The following is a 255-nucleotide window of genomic DNA, read 5'->3' as shown; positions in this document are numbered from 1 at the left end:
GTACCCCAAACCGACACAGGTGGTCGGGTAGAGAATACCAAGGCGCTTGAGAGAACTCGGGTGAAGGAACTAGGCAAAATAGAACCGTAACTTCGGGAGAAGGTTCGCTCTTGACAGTGAAGTCCCTCGCGGATGGAGCAGTTGGGAGTCGCAGTGACCAGATGGCTGGGACTGTTTATCAAAAACACAGCACTCTGCAAACACGAAAGTGGACGTATAGGGTGTGACACCTGCCCGGTGCCGGAAGGTTAATTG

1 rRNA gene is annotated in these 255 nt (G+C 52.9%); it reads left to right on the top strand.

Annotated elements, in window-relative coordinates:
- Positions 1 to 255: ribosomal RNA gene (locus tag AACW87_RS15965) — 23S ribosomal RNA — on the top strand; the annotation flags it as partial.

It is taken from the genome of Aeromonas sp. MR7 (assembly GCF_963899385.1).
Classification (GTDB): domain Bacteria; phylum Pseudomonadota; class Gammaproteobacteria; order Enterobacterales; family Aeromonadaceae; genus Aeromonas; species Aeromonas bestiarum.
Note: the sequence above shows the minus strand (reverse complement) of the source record. Positions and strands in the feature narration are given on the sequence as shown.